Here is a 14,996-nt window from a genome sequence, read left to right as displayed (position 1 = left end):
CGTCGATCACTCCCAGGGACGCACGTCACGTCGAACGATCGTTGGCTCGGATTCGACCGCGATTTCACAGAGTGCACAGTTCCGTGGTGAGCCTTCAACGAGGGCGTTCTCCAGTGGCTGCGATTGAATCTCACCCAGAATCGTTTTGATCGGGCCGCCGTGGCTGACGAGAAGAACACACTCTTCTGGATCGAGCGACGCCAGGAGATCGTTCCATCCCTCACGGACCCTCGATTGGAGCGCTCGGTAGCTTTCGCCGCTTTCGGGTGTTCGATCGGCAGCGTCCACGCCGGATCTGCCGAGCGCAAACGCTGGAAATCGCTCGTCCACATCGTCGTAGGAGAGGCCCTGGTAGACACCCATGTCTCGCTCTCGAAACGCGCTGTCGGCGCGTGTGGGCACACTGAGCGATGCAGTGATGAGTGCTGTCGTTTCTTGCGTTCGGGCAAGATCAGAGTGGACGATCCGATCGACAGCGTATCTGTCTGTCGATGCGAGAAACGTTCCCACATTGCGTGCCTGTTCTCGGCCACGATCGTCGAGTTGCACTGGAGCCCACCCCTGGAGCTGACGATTCGCGTTCCACGCCGTTCGGCCGTGTCTGAGCAAAAGGACGGTCGCCATTGATCGGACTAGCGGAGCCGGTGGCCCAATTGTATTTCGACTGTCCGATTAGTCTCGCTCGGTCCACTTGAGCAAGAGCAGCGTGCCCTCGAACAACACCACCATCGAGAGCGCCACAATGATCGGAACCATCCCTGTCGGATCGGGGTTGGTGATGAACGCAATCCCCAGGAAGGCACCCCAGAAGTAGAGGCGTCGGTCCGTGAGCCACGTTCGGCTCGTCACGCCCATCATGACGGCGAGCATGATGAACAGCGGAATCTGGAAGATGATTGCGAAAAATCCCATCAACAGCAACATCAGGCCGAACGTCTCCTGGAGTCCAAATGCGATGTCGGCGGTTTGTTCCGTGTAGTTCAGGAAGTAAATAAACAACAGTGGCAGGACGAGATAGAACGCGAACGCCACACCAGCCGATGCGAGCACGAGGCTGGTCGGAATTGCGGCGATGTAGTAGCGCCGTTCACGCGGGTAGAGCCCCGGACGCATGAACAGATACGTCTCGTAAACAAACACTGGCAGGGCGATCACGAGACCAGCAAGCGTTGCGACCTTCAGTCGTGCCATCACGAGCGACAGCGGATGGAACACGCGAGGTTTGACCTGGTCACTCGTTCCGGCCGCAAGGATGGAGTCCCAGATGAAGTTGATGAGGCCGTTCGCGTACGGGAACGTGGCTGCACTGACGAGGGCCATTACCACGACGACGATGAGCAGCCGTCGGACCATCTCCTCGATGTGGGCACTCAGCGGCATTTCCTGGTCTTCTGTTGGACCACTCAGTACCAGCGAATCCTCATCGTCGTCTGCAACTGGGGGTGCGGGACCAATGTCGTCGTCTTCCAGACGCGGATCGTCCGAAAGCGCTGATTCGTCGTTCCCAGTCGAATTCGGCGTTGGGGTGGGTGTAGTAGCGGTGGACGCTGTCGACTCCGGCTCGGCAGAAGGTTCGTCCTCGGGGTCGTCATCATCGCTGTCGGACTGGCGGTTTCCTGATCCCCGCTGTTTCCAGGGAACATCCGAAACAGGCTCCGGTCGATCGTGGTCATCGGAATCTGATGGCTCCGATTCCGAAGGGGGCTCTGGGCTGGAATCTTCGTCTGCAACCCACTCCGAGTCCGATGGGTCTGAGGTTCTGTCTTCACTTCCCCAGTCGGTGCTCGACCCGGAATCCGACGAGCGTGCTGTGGGGCTTGTAGCTGGACTCATGTCGTCCATGCTATAGCCTTCCCCCCTGTCAGAACCCGAACGATCGTCCGATCGGTCAGTTCCAGATCCAAATCCACTGCCGCCGGCTGATGAACCCGAACGATCGTCCGATCGGTCAGTTCCAGATCCAAATCCACCGCCGCCGGCCAATGACCCCGAACGATCGTCCGATCGATCAGTTCCAGATCCAAATCCACTGCCGCCGGCCAATGACCCCGAACGATCGTCCGATCGATCAGTTCCAGATCCAAATCCACCGCCGCCGGCCGATGACCCCGAACGATCGTCCGATCGGTCAGAACTCGATCCAAATCCACCGCCGCCGGCTGATGAACCCGAACGATCGTCCGATCGGTCAGAACTCGATCCAAATCCACCGCCGCCGGCTGATGAACCCGAGCGATCGTCCGATCGGTCAGTATCAGATCCAAATCCACCGCCGCCGGCTGATGAACCCGAGCGATCGTCCGATCGGTCAGTACTCGATCCAAATCCACTGCCGCCGGCTGATGAACCCGAACGATCGTCCGATCGGTCAGAACTCGATCCAAATCCACCGCCGCCGGCTGATGAACCCGAACGATCGTCCGATCGATCAGTACCAGATCCAAATCCACTGCCGCCGGCTGATGAACCCGAACGATCGTCCGATCGGTCAGTACCAGATCCAAATCCACTGCCGCCGGCTGATGAACCCGAACGATCGTCCGATCGGTCAGTACCAGATCCAAATCCACTGTCGCCGGCCGATGAACCCGAACGATCGGTTCCCCGATCAGTTATCGACCCTGATGGCCGAGAAACATCACGTGAGGAGCCATCCGAACGGTCAGTCGTCCACTCCGACGTTCTCGACCGCGATCGGTCTGTAGCCGATCTGTCGGCCGACGACGAAGCGGGCTCGAATTCATTCGTAAAATCGTTCGATGGAGCCGATGTGGACGGATCCTCGGGCACGTCGAATCCCGGAGTGTCCTCATCCGGTTGGATACTCGAGGAAGATGGTCGCGACCGCTGTCGGTCCGAATCGGGCTCGTCGAAAAAACCGTTCTCCGAATCCTCCTCTGAGCCCGCAGCAAATACAAATCGTTCCGGATCCGACTCCTCTTCATCGGATCGCTCCCCCCACGAATCGGACCGTTCCGTGGATCTATCGCGGGATCTCCGACCGTCCTCTCCACCCATTACGGTACAATCGTACCCCCTCGATTGTAAGCCTTCTCACCTACTGACACCCCAGCGAAACCTTCGTACGGAAAACGAATGACCACCCACAGATTGCTCTGTCAATCACAACATCCGAATGATGACTCTCGGTAGCTTCATTGGGATGCAACGGCGACGTTTGAAAGAACGTTCAATGAATTCTGCAACCACTCTATTTACTTCTGTCCACTGCGCTGGTCCTCGATTACCACCCACAATTTCCATCTTCACGTAACGATGGCCGAACCAGTTTTTGTCTCGGTGCTACGGTTGCTCTTTGCACTCGTCCTTGTCGGTCTCAACGCCCTGTTCGTTGCTGCTGAATTTGCATTCGTCCGCGTCCGACCGAATCGGATCCGTGCCCGTGTTAAGGCGGGCAAAGCTGGCGCAACCACCGTCATGAACGCCATCAATAACCTGGACGACTATCTCGCCGTTTGTCAGTTGGGGATTACGATATCGTCGCTTGGCCTCGGCTGGCTGGGTGAACCAGCTGTTGCAGATCTGCTCGGTCCAGTCCTCGAACAGGGCGTTCCAACGGGTACCTCGCATTTGATCGCCCAGGCAATAGGATTTGGCATCATCACATTTCTCCACGTCACGTTCGGTGAACTGGCACCAAAGACGTTCTCGATCCAGGATGCAGAGCGAATCTCCTTTTTCGTCGCACCGCCAATGCGGGTTTTTTACTATCTATTCATGCCGGGTGTGATATTCTTCAACGGCACAGCCAACGCATTCACCCGAATGCTCGGCTATCCACCGGCTTCTGAAACCGAAGACACGCACACCGAAGAGGACATCCGCGCGCTGGTCTCACAATCACGCCGACAGGGCCTGCTTGAGCCCGATGAAGAGGCGATGATCGAGGGCGTCTTTGAACTGAACGATACGCTTGCTCGCGAGATCATGGTGCCTCGACCGGATGTAGAAACCGTTGCAGGCTCGATGTCACTCGATACGCTATTGTGTGCCACGGCAGAGCAGAATCACACCAGCTATCCCGTAATGGCCGATGACAACGGCGAAACCGTGCTCGGATCCGTGCACATCGAGGATATGCTCAGGGCGTCGACGCGAAATGATCCCTCCACGATAACCGCCGCCTCGCTCGCACGCGACGTGTTGACCGTTCCGGAGAACCGACCGATCGACGAACTGCTCTCTGACCTTCAAGATCGTGAGATCCAGATGGCAGTCGTCTTCGACGAATGGGGCTCGTTCGAAGGGATCGTCACTGTCGAGGACATTATCGAACGGATCGTTGGAGACATCCGCGACGAGTTCGACACCGATGAAACTGAGCCATCCATCAATCAGCGACCCGACGGTGCCTACGTCATCGATGGACGCGTTCCGATCCAGCAGCTAAACGAAACGCTCGAAACTGAATTCGAGAGCGAAACCTTCGAGACGACCGGCGGGCTCGTCCTTGACCGACTGGGTCGTGCCCCAGAACCGGCAGATCGAATCACAGTCAACGATTTTGTCCTGACCGTCGATGAAATCGATGGGACGCGAATCTCGACCGTCATCGCGACCAGAATCGACGGTACAGACGAGTCGGAGACTGACACCACCTCGAACGATCCGATAGAGTGAAACCACTTTGGGACGGTCACCCGAACGGTTTTGCCCGAACCGACCATCCTTCTATATGGTCACAGATGTTGGAGAATAAAACAGTCTTTCTCACCGGTGGCGGCGGCGGAATTGGCAGTGAAACGGCAAGAACGTGTGCCAATGCCGGTGCTCGTGTCATTGTAACTGACATCGATGGCGACGCAGCACAGTCGGTCGCCGATGAACTCACCGCAGATGGCTATGATGCCGTTTCTCACGAGCTCGATGTGACAGATCCAGAGCAGTTTTCTGCTCTCGTCTCGGCGACAGCTGACGAATACGGCCTTGATGCGATCGTGAACAACGCGGGAATCGGTCACGATGCAGCAGTTACCGAGGCCGTCCCGCTTGCAGATCGTGACCGAGTAATGGACGTCAACATCAGGGGGGTGTGGAACGGAACGCGGGCAGCACTGCCGATCATGAAAGAGCAGGGTTCGGGTTCGATCGTCAATGTGTCGTCGCTGGCTGCAATCGTTGGACTCCCAAAACAAGCGGTGTACTCACTTTCGAAAGGCGCAGTGGTGAGCTTTACGCGCGCCGTTGCAGCCGAAGCCGGTCGCGCCGGCGTTCGAGCCAATGCGATCTGTCCCGGGTTCATCGACACCGGTGTCGGGGCAGAATACTTCGATGAGAGTGATGATCCCGACCGCGCACGACAGATTCACGAACAGCTCTATCCGCTTGGCAGACTCGGCGAAGCGTCGGAAGTCGCGACAGTAATTCGATTTCTTGCAAGCGAGGAGTCGTCGTATATGACTGGCAACGCGGTTCGGGTTGATGGTGGCTACTCGATCTCGTAGCCACAGTCATCCCTGATGACCGGGGTAATCCCGCTCGAACCGAGTTTCAATTTCATTTTCATCAATTTCGATCAGCACCGGTCGTCCGTGAGGACAGGCATAGGGATTCTCACACGCATCAAGTGCAGACAGAAGTTCCAGAATGCTCCCGTCCGTGAGCGATTCGTTCGCCGTGATCGACGGATAGCAGGCCAGATCTGCGAGCAACGCATCGACGATCGTCTCGACGGTCGTGGGCGTGTGTTCTGTCGCGAACTCTCCAAGGACCTCCCGAACGAGTTCGGGACCGCCTGCGTCAGCGACCAGTGCCGGAACGGAGTTGACGACGACAGTTCGATCGTTTGCACCGTCGGTGTGAAAGCCAACCTGTGCGAGTGCGTCACGATACCGATCAAACAGCGTTGCCTCACGAGCCGTCAGCTCGACGGTGACTGGTTCGGCGAGCGTCTGGACCGCCGTCTCACCCGAGAACTCGTCCTGGAGATGCTCGTAGTTGATCCGCTCGTCGGCAGCGTGTTGGTCGATGAGAATCAATCCATTGTCCGTTGTGCCCACGACATAGGTATCATCCAGCTGACCGAGGATCTTCATTGAGGGCAGCTGCGTCGGATCGAACGAGCTCGGTGATGGGTTGGCGGTGTTAGACGACGGGGATGATTCCACTGGATCGTCGTTCAGTGGTTCGGACGCTTCGTTTTCGTCTCTCTGCTGTGCGCTGTCGAGTTCGAGCTGCGTCGTCGGTGCTCGTATCCGGCCAGGTTGGCCACGCGATTCTCCGTCCTGCTGGGGTGCTGGGCTGGAGTCCGTCGAAGTGGTGTCCTGGCTGGAATCGGAGGCGGTAGATGAGACCGTACTCGAAGCAGTGGATTGTGACTGTTCGATATCCTGCTCGGAATCCGCTGTGGTTTCTGGTTCGATCGTCGCCTGCTCTGGTGCCGACTGCCCCCGAGGAGCACGCGTTCTGAGCACACCCTCTGCGAGCAACGCCGATTCGACGGCCGACGAAACCTGTTTTTGAACGGCTGGCTCGTCGGTGAACCGCACGGCCAGTTTTCTTGGATGGACATTCACGTCAACGGTGGCGGGATCGACAGCGACAGACACGACCGCGAACGGATACCTATCGGCCGCCAGCTGTGAGCCATACGCATCGATAATCGCCTCTCGAACGGATTGAGCGGTGATATATCGTCCGTTGACAAAGGCAAGACAGTACGACCGACTCGCGCGAGTCGTTTCGGGGTGGCTTACCAGTCCAGTGACCGAGTCGAGTGGCCCCTCTGGAAGGCTATCGCCCGCAGCTTCAACCGGAAGCATCGCGCTCGCAACGTCACGGCCGTACACTGCCAGGACTGTCGACCGAAGCTCACCACGACCGCTCGTGGTGAATCGCTCGCGACCGTTGTGTTCGAGCGTGATAGCCACATCGGGATTGGCGAGGGCGTATCCGGTGACGATCCGTTGAATGTGGTCGAACTCAGTCGGCTCCTGTTTGAGATACTTTCGGCGAGCAGGAACGTTGTAAAACAGATCGGAGACCGACACGGTCGTCCCCTCCGGACAGCCGGCAGATTCGATCGTGGTGCGCTCGCCTCCGTCGATCGTCAACGACGACCCACGACTCCCGCCACGTGGTTTACTCGTGATCGTAACGCGAGCGACCGCTCCGATCGCATGAAGTGCCTCCCCACGAAATCCAAGACTCTGGAGTCCTCCCTCCAGATCCTCAAGTCCCGATATCTTGCTCGTCGTGTGCTTTTCAACCGACCGACGAAGGTTCTCTCGGTCCATGCCGACGCCGTCATCACTCACGCGAATCGACTCCGTTCCCCCTGCCTCGACCGCCACGGTGATCCGAGAACTGTCCGCATCGAGACTGTTCTCTAGGAGCTCCTTGACAACCGATGCGGGTCGCTCGACAACCTCTCCGGCAGCAATCCGATCGACGGTCTGGTCGTCAAGTGCGACAATTGGATCTGTCATCGCTCAGTCCCCCTGCCGGACGACACACACCGCAGATCGAATCCAGTCATTACTCCGTCTCAACAGCCAGATCGCCATCAATCCAGTGTTCTCACGACGACCTGTGGGATAGGCCCCATTCTTTTAGGCTCGCCAAAAATTCAGAGGGCTTTACTTCTCCTGGAGCTCCTTTCTGGATATGGAGGGGGGCTACCCATCAAGACGAAGCGTTCTCAAAGGAGCAGGCGTTCTCGTGAGTGCATCAGTAGCTGGCTGTTTGAACCAATCGAGTGGGGACAAATCAGGAGACAACCCGACGACAACATCGGCGTCCTCAATGACCGCAACACTGTCGCCAGCTGGCGACGTGTCACTCTCTGGTGTTCCCGAGGATATCTTCACGATCTATCCGCAGTACGCCGATATGGCCGTTGCGCTTGGTCTCGGTGACACCGTGAACTCGGTGTACGTTCCGAAGATGTCCGGAACGACGATGAATCACTACTACTCCCAGCTTGAGGGTGTCTCTTTCGAGTGGGAATCGTTGACGAATCCACTGACTGATGGGGTCGCAAAAGAGCAACTGCTAGAACTCGACAGCGACGTTCACTTCGTCGATCCGGCGTGGCTTACCACCCAGAAGGGCTGGTCACAATCCGATATTTCCGAGCTCACCGAGACGGTTGGGCCGTTTTTCGGAAACTTCTACAGCGGAACGCACGCCACACCACCCACAGAATACGGAGAGGACTACCAGTACTACACGCTCTGGGAGCTGTTCGAGGCCGTCTCACAGCTCGTGGGGAGACACGATCGATTCACCGCACTTAAAGAAGAATATGATGGACTAATTTCGACGATCGAGGACCGCCTCCCGCCGAAAGCCGAGCGACCGACGGCGGTTCGAGCCACACTCGGTGACGGAAACTTCTACACCTACCACCTGAACAGGCCAGGCTACTGGCTCGCCGATACGCGACCGCTCGCAGCAACCGATGCGTTTGCAGACACGGAATGGGAAAGCGGGCTGTGGGGAACCGTTGGCTATGAGGCGATGGCAGAAGCCGACCCCGACGTCATCCTCCATCTCTGGGGGATGACACCAAACTACTCAACCAAAGAGACGAAAGCAACGCTCTCGTCACATCCAGTTGCCAAGAAGCTACAGGCCGTCCAGAACGAACGGATCTACGCACAGGGAATGCGCTATCAGGGGCCGATCATGAATCTCTTCCAGCTGGAAATGACGGCCAAACAGCTGTATCCCGAGCAGTTCGGTGCGTGGCCATCCTACACGGATGGCGAGCCGTATCCGACAATTCCTGATGGCGAACGGCTGTTCGACCGGACGACGGTTGCCCAGATCATCACTGGAGAGCACTGATCGGTCTATCGATCGACGAGTTGATTCTGCCACCGCTGTACGTCCGCAAGGAGATCGATCGGAGACTGTGACTCGAGATCAACCGATTCGAGCTCGGATACGACCGTCTCAACAGCCGGGTCGTGTCCGTTTTCAGCCCGAGCATCGTCGACGGCACCGCGTTTGAACTGTCCAGAACCGAGATCGAACACGACCTGTTGAGTGTCACCGTCGCCGTTCTGTGCACCACGAACGTCGATGGCCTTATCGGCGCGGAGTCGCTCAAGCACGCTCCGAGAGCGATCCACGACGGGTTCGGGAACGCTCGCAAGCTCGGCGACGTGGACGCCGTAGGACCGATCAGCGGGACCATCCTCGATCGTCCACAGGAACGTCACATCCCCATCGTGTTCATCTGCTGCCATGTGGACGTTGTGAACGCCGGGGAGCCGGTCGGCGAGTTCGGTGAGCTCATGGTAGTGAGTCGCAAACAGAGTCTTCGCTCGGATCTCATTGTGTAAATACTCCGTCGTTGCCCACGCAATAGAAATACCATCGTACGTTGCGGTTCCTCGCCCGACCTCATCGAGAATGACGAGCGAGTCGCTCGTCGCCGAGTGGAGAATGTTCGAGAGCTCTTGCATCTCCACCATGAACGTTGAGCGACCCTGTGCGAGCTCATCCAGTGCTCCCACCCTGGTGAAGATCCCATCGACAAGTCCGATCGTCGCCGATCGTGCCGGGACGTAACTGCCGATTTGTGCCAGCAACACGATCAGTGCTGTCTGGCGCATATACGTCGATTTACCGCTCATGTTCGGTCCAGTCACGACCAGAAACCGCCAGTCTTCGGTCATCGACAGGTCGTTGGGCACGAATTCGGTCTCGTTTTCGACCACTGGATGGCGACCAGCCTCGATGTCGATCGGGCCAGGTTCGGTGATCGTTGGTTTGACCCAGTCGTTGCGAACGGCGTGCTGTGCCAGCCCGGCGAGCAGATCAATCTCCGCGAGCGCTTTGCCCGCCGTCTGGAGTACACCCGCGCTGTCAGCGACGGTCTCTCGAAGCGATTCAAAGAGCTGTGCTTCGAGTTCGCCGCGTCGTTCTTCGAGCCTGAGAATCGTCCGTTCGTGCTCGCGAAGCGCGTCAGTCTCGTAGCGCTCTGCGTTTTTTAGTGTTTTAATTCCCTCATACTCGTCGGGAACGCTATCTCGCTCTGACTTTCCGACCTGGATGTAGTAGCCGTCGGTCTTGTTCCGATCGACCGAGAGCCGACTAATGCCGTGGCGTTCTTGTTCACGCTCGGCAAGGGTGTCAATCCACTCGGTGGCCTGGCTGAGCTGTTCACATAGCTCGTCGAGCTCATCGTCGAATCCCGGGCGTATCACGCCGCCCTGCGTGAGCGTTTTGGGTGGATCATCAGTCAATCCCGCCGCGAGCGTTTCGCGTACCGCTTTGAGCGCCGGTGCCTGTAGATGATCCATAAGCGCACCGAGTGGCGATTCTGCGAGGCGCTCGGTCGATCGAACACGATCGATGATCGTTGGCAACGATTCGAGCGTGCGACGCGTCCGAACCAACCCGTGCGGACCGATCGAGCCAGAGACGGCTCGGCTGGCGATCCGCTCCAGATCCGACACCACGGCAAGGGTCTCTCGAATCTCTTCACGAACGAGCGCAGACTCACAGAGCGCCGTGATGGCAGCCTGCCGGCGTTCGATCTCGCCACGAGACTGGCGTGGTCTCGTAAGCCAGGCACCTAACAGCCGGCCGCCAGCGCTGGTCACGGTGTGATCGATCGTATCTGCAACCGACCGACCGGAGCCAGTCATCGTTTCGACGAGCTCGAGATTCCGCTGGGTCGTCTCGTCCATCGAGACGTGATCGTCGGCCGCGTACGATCGAAGGCGAGTAATTGCCCCAAGAACGGCCGTACCAGTTTCTTCGACGTAGACCAGCGCAGCCCCCGCCGCCCGGATGGCACAGGCAGCATCGATATCGATGGTCGACTCGATTTCGCCGAACTGCTCGCGAACGGCGTGGGTGGCGCGTCCATCGGCGAACGACTCCGTGTCGAACAGCGTCACGTTGGTTTCGATGCGCTCATCGATGCGCGTTAACAGTTCGTCCGCCGACCGGACCGTGGGTCCCGGAAGGATCTCTGTGGGTGTAAACCGATACAGCTCCGTGAGAACTGCATCTTCACCCATCACCGCAGTGACGTGGAACTGTCCCGTCGTGCTGTCGAGAAATGCCAGCCCGTACTGGGTGGAGGAATCGGATTCGTCGCTGGTGATTGTGGCGAGATACTGGGCCTCGTCAGTCGTTGGTGTGAGCAACGTCCCGGGGGTCACCACCCGCTCAATCGACCGCGCGTGTCCGCCGTCGGTTTCGTACTGTTCGGCCACCGCAACCCGATAGCCGCGTTCGACCAGCGCGCGGAGATACGGCGTCAGATCATCAACGGGGACGCCGGCCATATCATACGTTTTGCCACCACTCGATCGTTGTGACACCTTCAAATCGAGCTCTCTACCAACCGTCCGGGCGTCCTCGTGAAAGAATTCGTAGAAATCTCCCATCTGCATTGCTAGCAGATCAGCGTCGGTCTCCCGTTTCAGGGCGAGATACTCACCGACGATTCCCTCCGCAGTCATACGAGTCCGGTGGCGCGCCATCCGGTAAAACGCTATGGGTTGAGATTTCACCGAAACAGTGACCCAAACATTTTTCTAAAGTCACGAAGCCAAGCCAGGACCATGGACTCGCTTGCCCTGGTTGGTGCTGCCGGTGGTGTGGGAACGACGCGAACCACACTCGAACTGGGCGCGACGCTCACCCGTGCTGAGCTGTCGGTTATTATCTTGGACGGTGCATACACCACGCAGGGACTCGCCGATCACGTTTCGGGATCGATTGGGCCGGATATGATGGCAGTGTCCTGTGATGAAGCTACCCTTCCTGAAGGGCTCATCGAGATCGATACGGCTGCAGGAACGCTTTCGGTCTGTCCTGCGTTCGGACCGTTCGATCGGCTCGCGCAGGCGAAAGCCCCCACAAACGCCCGGCGGTTTGGTGAGCTGATCGAATCGGCAACCAGCGAGAGCGACGTTGTGCTCGTTGACTGTCCACCGGTTGGGGCGAACCAGGCAATCGCTGCGGTTACGACGGCAGAGCAGGTTCTCGTCGTGACACCGGCTGGACGACCGGCCAGTCGACTCCGAGCGATCGAACGGTTGGCCGATCTCGGCGTCACCGATCCGCGTGTAGTTGTGACTGGTGAGCACACGGATGACACATTGTGTGTCGGGCCACCCACAGAGACCGATCCGGCAGTGACGCCAACTGCAGATGCCGAGACAAGCCCGTACGCGACAGAAATCGCCATGATCGCCCGTGAGCTGTTTTCCCTCGAGCTGTAGGTGTCGGTCGATGGTTCCGTATTCGTTCACTGAAGATCGGTCGGTCCACTCATCGTTTCGGCGAGCGAATCACGTTTTGTCACTGTGGCGTCAGTCACTGACTTTGGTGTCAACACTGGTTCGAGTGCCTCCCGTATCCCAGGAAGTGGATCGTGTGTTGCGATGAACACGGCGAGCGAAAACTCCGCGGGCGTGACATCGATTAACGCCATCGCTTCTGTACGAAGAATTTCAGCGTCGATCCAGGATTCGATCACCCGACGCTCAGTCGGTGAAACCACGGTGATCGGCTCACCAAGTAGGTGAAGGGTTTTTGCGCCGCGAATCGGAACCAGCCCAGCCTCGCGCGAACTATCACCAACACTGTTTCCTGCCGCGTAGGTCTCCACCAGCGTAACGGCTGCAGATACCGAGCACGGGAGTGACTCATCGAACGGAGCTATTCGCTCATACAATGATGAATTTGTTACATCAATGGTGGCGACCGACCGTGTCCTCTGTTCTGTCGTGATGGTAATTCCGGACGCGATTTCAGAGAGACCCACAGCTAATAAATTGCATTATTTCTACTTATAGTTTTGCTGTATATTACGATCTTGTCGATCGGACACACCTGATGAACCCACCAATAACCGGTAGGTTATCCGGTGTAATTGACTAGCGATCAGTTCTAGATCAGTCATCGTTCATTACCGATTGCGACGTTCTTTCATATGTGATGGTAACAATAGGCGTATCTGCCTGTCCGGAGTGTGATAGTCGTGTTCGACAGGATGGAATCGAACATGTTTGCGAACAGTGTGGTTTGATCCTCGGTGAGGATCGGATCGATCGCGGACCTGAATGGCGCTCGTTCGAAGACAACTCCGATTCGGTTCGAACCGGTGCTCCGCTGACTCGATCCCGTCACGATCGCGGGCTTTCCACGGAGATTGGCTATTCGTTGCGTCTCACCGGTCGTAAGCGGCGACGATTCGCGAGATTGCGTCGCGAACACAGCCGGGCGAAATTTTCCTCGAAAGCCCAGCGCAATCAGGTGTATGCGTTCACCGAAATCCGACGGCTGACCGGATCGCTCGGGCTTCCAAAAGACATCAGGGATCGTGCGTGTGTGTTATTCGAATCGGCCCAATCTGCGCGATTGATACGCGGTCGAACCCTGGAGGGCTTTGCGGCGGCGTGTCTGTACGCTACCTGCCGAACCACGGAGATCTCACGGACGCTTGATGAGATCATCGGAGCTGCCAGAGCCACCAAGGATGAGCTCAAAGCCGCGTACACGGCGCTCAACAGGGAACTTGGTTTACAAACCGGACCGATCGACCCGCGAGAGTATCTCCCGCGATATGCCACAGAACTGGGTCTCTCGACAACGATCGAGTCCCGGGCGAGTACACTCCTCGAAACTGCAATCGACAGCGGCGAACTCTGTGGGCGCAATCCGAGTGGAGTTGCAGTGGCTAGCCTCTATGTAGTGGCACGCGAGTCACACGAGCGGATCACGCAGGATCAGGCTGCGGCCGTTGGGGGCGTTTCGACCGTTACGATCCGGGCAAACTATTATGACCTCCAGGACCTTCAGAATCAGAGCTGAATAACCGGCGTGTCCAACCAGTTTCTCGCCGCCATGGACGAATCGAACGCGTCCGCCTCAATAACGACAGGAGAGGCACACTCTCCAACCCGGACAATCGCGAGGGCAACCCGAACCGTTCGAGACGCAACGTCCGGTGCCGTGTGCAGGGCACGCGCGTACGCTCCAGACATCCGTGACGTGAGCCATTCGTTCGCCGCACGCCGCAGGTTCGCAGCGTTATCTTCCAGTCGCAATCGCTCGTCGTGTTCGTCCCGTCGTCGTCGATTCGTGGTCCGTGCTTGCTCGAGCTGTTGTCTGACAGCTTCACGTTCTGTTTCGAGCTCGCTCAGTCGGCGAACGGTCTCAGAAAGCGTCGATCGAACGCGTTGTTCGTCCTCACTATCGCCCGTACGCATCGCCGATAGCGCTCCCTGTAATCGCATCACTCGTTCGCGGAGTTCTGTAATCTCTTCTCCCAGCGTCGCGATCCGTTCACGCAGTGGGGCGGTATCGACCGATCTTGGAGGTTCCTCTCGCAACTGTCGTTCAATCTCAAGGCGCTGTTCATCCTGGGGTGCACGAAGCCCTCTGGATCTCGCGGCCAGTGCGAGCAACCGGGATTTCGAGATCGAACGGTCGGAATGAATGTGTATGAGTTCGCGGCCAAACGCATCCGGTGGTGTGCATTGAACGGAAATCTCTCCAATGGCCTCCGATCTGTGGACTGCCTTTGCCACCTGTTGGCCAGAAACTGCCAGCTCCGCGGCTCGTAGATCGACCGCGGGGCCCAACCAGACCGACGATCCGATCCGAACTCTCACAGCGGCTGATTGGCCATCTCTTCGATCGATGGATGCTCGGTTCCAGACGCGAACGCCCGATACGGTGTGGCTGGATGCTCTCGATTGACATAGGCTGTTACCGCCGTGCGAACCGCGGGAGAGACCGCTGTGAACTCGTTAAACGGTTCAGTGCGCTCGATCTGTACCGTCTCCGGATGTTTCGATCGAAGGCGGAGACACTGAAACGCTCCGAACTCGGTCGGCACAAACAGTGCTGCTCGTCCAAACCACCGAACGATCACGTCCTCATGCGATCGACGAACGTTCCTGAGACTCTGACGAGCCGACCGAGAGTAGGTCACCAGCAGGAGCATATGGATACATATCCTACGGACATATTATATAATATTGTCTGTAAGATATATA

14 protein-coding genes are annotated in these 14,996 nt (G+C 57.8%); 5 read left to right on the top strand and 9 right to left on the bottom strand.

Going from position 1 to position 14,996, the window contains the following annotated elements:
- Positions 1–6: 6 nt before the first annotated feature.
- From JXQ78_RS00310 to JXQ78_RS00295, 4 genes are read right to left on the bottom strand one after another with little or no spacing between them, the layout of a single operon-like run.
- Positions 7–624, bottom strand: a complete 618-nt coding sequence (locus JXQ78_RS00310; RefSeq protein ID WP_330631478.1) for a histidine phosphatase family protein — start codon at positions 622–624, stop codon at positions 7–9.
- A 48-nt stretch (positions 625–672) separates the two neighbouring features.
- Positions 673–1,833: a twin-arginine translocase subunit TatC gene (gene tatC, locus JXQ78_RS00305; RefSeq protein WP_330631477.1), complete on the bottom strand. Its 1,161-nt coding sequence runs from the start codon at positions 1,831–1,833 to the stop codon at positions 673–675.
- Positions 1,830–2,570, bottom strand: a complete 741-nt coding sequence (locus JXQ78_RS00300) for a hypothetical protein (RefSeq protein WP_330631476.1) — start codon at positions 2,568–2,570, stop codon at positions 1,830–1,832. Before JXQ78_RS00300 ends, tatC begins: the two co-directional genes overlap by 4 nt.
- A 42-nt stretch (positions 2,571–2,612) precedes the next feature.
- A complete protein-coding gene (locus tag JXQ78_RS00295) occupies positions 2,613–2,744 on the bottom strand; it encodes a hypothetical protein (protein ID WP_330631475.1) in 132 nt (43 codons plus the stop codon).
- A 532-nt stretch (positions 2,745–3,276) separates the two neighbouring features.
- On the opposite strand from JXQ78_RS00295, the gene JXQ78_RS00290 reads away from it, so the two are divergent.
- Entirely contained in the window at positions 3,277–4,641 is a 1,365-nt protein-coding gene (locus JXQ78_RS00290) for a hemolysin family protein (protein ID WP_330631474.1), read from the top strand.
- Between the two features lie 65 nt (positions 4,642–4,706).
- The gene (locus tag JXQ78_RS00285) at positions 4,707–5,465 is read left to right on the top strand and encodes an SDR family NAD(P)-dependent oxidoreductase (protein WP_330631473.1); all 759 of its coding nucleotides are present in this window, start codon (positions 4,707–4,709) and stop codon (positions 5,463–5,465) included.
- 6 nt (positions 5,466–5,471) lie between these two features.
- On the opposite strand, the gene mutL is transcribed toward JXQ78_RS00285, so the two are convergent.
- Positions 5,472–7,448: a DNA mismatch repair endonuclease MutL gene (gene mutL / locus JXQ78_RS00280; protein ID WP_330631472.1), complete on the bottom strand. Its 1,977-nt coding sequence runs from the start codon at positions 7,446–7,448 to the stop codon at positions 5,472–5,474.
- Positions 7,449–7,626: 178 nt separating this feature from the next.
- Between mutL and JXQ78_RS00275 the strand changes: the two genes are divergently transcribed.
- Positions 7,627–8,811 (top strand): ABC transporter substrate-binding protein, encoded by a 1,185-nt coding sequence (locus tag JXQ78_RS00275; protein ID WP_330631471.1) that lies wholly within the window; start codon positions 7,627–7,629, stop codon positions 8,809–8,811.
- A 5-nt stretch (positions 8,812–8,816) separates the two neighbouring features.
- Here JXQ78_RS00275 and mutS read toward each other — a convergent pair whose 3' ends face one another.
- The gene (gene mutS, locus JXQ78_RS00270; RefSeq protein ID WP_330631470.1) at positions 8,817–11,447 is read right to left on the bottom strand and encodes a DNA mismatch repair protein MutS; all 2,631 of its coding nucleotides are present in this window, start codon (positions 11,445–11,447) and stop codon (positions 8,817–8,819) included.
- A 102-nt stretch (positions 11,448–11,549) separates the two neighbouring features.
- Between mutS and JXQ78_RS00265 the strand changes: the two genes are divergently transcribed.
- Positions 11,550–12,212 (top strand): AAA family ATPase, encoded by a 663-nt coding sequence (locus JXQ78_RS00265; protein WP_330631469.1) that lies wholly within the window; start codon positions 11,550–11,552, stop codon positions 12,210–12,212.
- A 26-nt stretch (positions 12,213–12,238) separates the two neighbouring features.
- On the opposite strand, the gene JXQ78_RS00260 is transcribed toward JXQ78_RS00265, so the two are convergent.
- Complete coding sequence (locus JXQ78_RS00260; RefSeq protein WP_330631468.1) at positions 12,239–12,757, bottom strand: DUF7858 family protein; 519 nt, start codon at positions 12,755–12,757, stop codon at positions 12,239–12,241.
- Positions 12,758–12,930: 173 nt separating this feature from the next.
- On the opposite strand from JXQ78_RS00260, the gene JXQ78_RS00255 reads away from it, so the two are divergent.
- Positions 12,931–13,806: a transcription initiation factor IIB gene (locus JXQ78_RS00255; protein WP_330631467.1), complete on the top strand. Its 876-nt coding sequence runs from the start codon at positions 12,931–12,933 to the stop codon at positions 13,804–13,806.
- Here the strand turns inward: JXQ78_RS00255 and JXQ78_RS00250 are convergent.
- Entirely contained in the window at positions 13,797–14,609 is an 813-nt protein-coding gene (locus tag JXQ78_RS00250) for a DUF7856 family protein (protein WP_330631466.1), read from the bottom strand. The two genes, JXQ78_RS00255 and JXQ78_RS00250, sit on opposite strands and share 10 nt — an antisense overlap.
- Positions 14,606–14,944 (bottom strand): DUF7855 family protein, encoded by a 339-nt coding sequence (locus JXQ78_RS00245; protein ID WP_330631465.1) that lies wholly within the window; start codon positions 14,942–14,944, stop codon positions 14,606–14,608. The genes JXQ78_RS00250 and JXQ78_RS00245 overlap by 4 nt, the downstream gene beginning before the upstream one ends.
- Positions 14,945–14,996: the final 52 nt, after the last annotated feature.

It is taken from the genome of Halocatena halophila (genome assembly GCA_027563145.1).
GTDB classification, from domain to species: Archaea; Halobacteriota; Halobacteria; order Halobacteriales; family Haloarculaceae; genus Halocatena; species Halocatena halophila.
The sequence above is the reverse complement of the archived record's forward strand: the minus strand, read 5'-3'. Positions and strand labels throughout refer to the sequence as shown.

Excerpts from the sequence above, each read along its gene's own strand:
- JXQ78_RS00310 (WP_330631478.1), bottom strand. The coding sequence starts at position 624 with ATGGCGACCGTCCTTTTGCTCAGACACGGCCGAACGGCGTGGAACGCG.
- tatC (WP_330631477.1), bottom strand. The coding sequence starts at position 1,833 with ATGAGTCCAGCTACAAGCCCCACAGCACGCTCGTCGGATTCCGGGTCG.
- JXQ78_RS00295 (WP_330631475.1), bottom strand. The coding sequence starts at position 2,744 with ATGAATTCGAGCCCGCTTCGTCGTCGGCCGACAGATCGGCTACAGACC.
- JXQ78_RS00290 (WP_330631474.1), top strand. The coding sequence starts at position 3,277 with ATGGCCGAACCAGTTTTTGTCTCGGTGCTACGGTTGCTCTTTGCACTC.
- JXQ78_RS00285 (WP_330631473.1), top strand. The coding sequence starts at position 4,707 with ATGTTGGAGAATAAAACAGTCTTTCTCACCGGTGGCGGCGGCGGAATT.
- mutL (WP_330631472.1), bottom strand. The coding sequence starts at position 7,448 with ATGACAGATCCAATTGTCGCACTTGACGACCAGACCGTCGATCGGATT.
- JXQ78_RS00275 (WP_330631471.1), top strand. The coding sequence starts at position 7,627 with ATGGAGGGGGGCTACCCATCAAGACGAAGCGTTCTCAAAGGAGCAGGC.
- mutS (WP_330631470.1), bottom strand. The coding sequence starts at position 11,447 with ATGACTGCGGAGGGAATCGTCGGTGAGTATCTCGCCCTGAAACGGGAG.
- JXQ78_RS00265 (WP_330631469.1), top strand. The coding sequence starts at position 11,550 with ATGGACTCGCTTGCCCTGGTTGGTGCTGCCGGTGGTGTGGGAACGACG.
- JXQ78_RS00255 (WP_330631467.1), top strand. The coding sequence starts at position 12,931 with ATGGTAACAATAGGCGTATCTGCCTGTCCGGAGTGTGATAGTCGTGTT.
- JXQ78_RS00245 (WP_330631465.1), bottom strand. The coding sequence starts at position 14,944 with ATGCTCCTGCTGGTGACCTACTCTCGGTCGGCTCGTCAGAGTCTCAGG.